The sequence below is a fragment of the Streptomyces anatolicus genome, assembly GCF_019400875.1.
GTDB lineage: Bacteria > Actinomycetota > Actinomycetes > Streptomycetales > Streptomycetaceae > Streptomyces > Streptomyces anatolicus.
The window spans coordinates 1-1,531 of record NZ_WMBF01000810.1; the positions used below are offsets into that span (position 1 = coordinate 1).

Annotated in this window: 1 protein-coding gene; it reads left to right on the plus strand. The window is 71.7% G+C overall.

The window, feature by feature from the left end:
• Positions 1-120: 120 nt before the first annotated feature.
• On the plus strand, positions 121-1,531 hold a 1,411-nt coding region (locus GKQ77_RS32640; protein WP_219692766.1), incomplete at its 3' end, for an alpha,alpha-trehalose-phosphate synthase (UDP-forming).

Consider the following 1,531-nt stretch of genomic DNA (forward strand, 5'->3'; position numbering starts at 1 on the left):
CGGTGGACACCGAGGAGCGGCCGCCGATGACGGGCATCGCTGAGTACGCGCACCGACGCGTGGCGTGACCGGCTCCGGTCGTACGTTTGCCCGGGCCCGGGACGGGCTACGTTTTGCCACATGGTCTCCGAGCCCCGAAACGCAGCAGCACAGGTACTCGTCGCGTCCAACCGCGGCCCCGTCTCGTACTCGGTGGGGGAGGACGGGGAGCTGACCGCCAAGCGCGGCGGCGGCGGTCTCGTCTCCGGGCTGAGCGCCATCGGCGACGAGGCGGACGCCCTGTGGGTGTGCGCGGCGCTCGGCGAGGGCGACCGGGAGGCCGTGCGGCGCGGTGTCGGCGAGCCGGGTGTGCGGATGCTGGACATCGACGCGGGTTCGCGCGAGGGCGTGCACGCGGCGGCGTACAACGGCGTGGCCAACTCGGTCCTGTGGTTCGTGCACCACATGCTCTACCAGACGCCCCTCGAACCGGCTTTCGGCCCGGAGTTCCGGGAGCAGTGGGCGGCGTACGAGACGTACAACCGCGCGTTCGCCGAGGCGCTGGCGGCGGAGGCGGCGCCGGGCGCCGCCGTCCTCGTACAGGACTATCACTTGACGCTGGTGCCGGGCATGCTGCGCGAGCTGCGCGACGACGTCAGGATCGGTCACTTCTCGCACACCCCGTGGGCGCCGGCCGACTACTTCCGGATGCTGCCGGACGACGTGGCCGAGCAGGTGCTGCGGGGGATGCTCGGCGCCGACCGGCTCGGGTTCCTGACGGGGCGGTGGGCGGACGCGTTCACGGAGTGCTGTGTGCGGCTGCTCGGCGGGACGTCCGGGACGCGCATCGGGGTGCACGGGCTCGGCGCCGACGCGGACTTCCTGCGGGAGCGGTCGCGGCGGGACGACGTCGAGGAGCGGATGGCGACGCTGCGGGAGCAGGTGGGCGAGGGCCGCAGGACGATCGTGCGGGTGGACCGGACCGAGCTGTCCAAGAACATCGTGCGGGGCATGCTGGCCTACCGCGAGCTGCTGCGGACCCGCCCCGAGTGGCGCGAGCGGGTCGTGCACGTCGCCTTCGCCTATCCCTCGCGGCAGGACCTCGCGGTGTACCGGGAGTACACCGCGGAGGTGTCGCGGGTCGCGGAGTCGATCAACGCGGAGTTCGGTACGGAGGGGTGGACCCCTGTGCTGCTCCACGTCGACGACGACTTCGCGCGCTCGCTGGCTGCGTACCGGCTGGCGGACGTGGCGCTGGTCAACCCCATCCGGGACGGGATGAACCTTGTCGCCAAGGAGGTGCCGGTCGTCTCCGATGAGGGGTGTGTGCTGGTGCTCTCTCGGGAGGCGGGGGCGTTCGAGGAGCTGGGTGAGGATGCGATTCCGGTCAACCCTTATGACGTGACGGCTACGGCGGAGGCGTTGCATGCGGGGCTTTCGATGCCGGGTGGGGAGCGGGCCGAGCGGACGAAGCGGCTTGCTGCGGCGGCTACGGCGTTGCCGCCGGCGCGGTGGTTCCTTGAGCAGCTTCATGCGTTGACCGGGGCTCGTT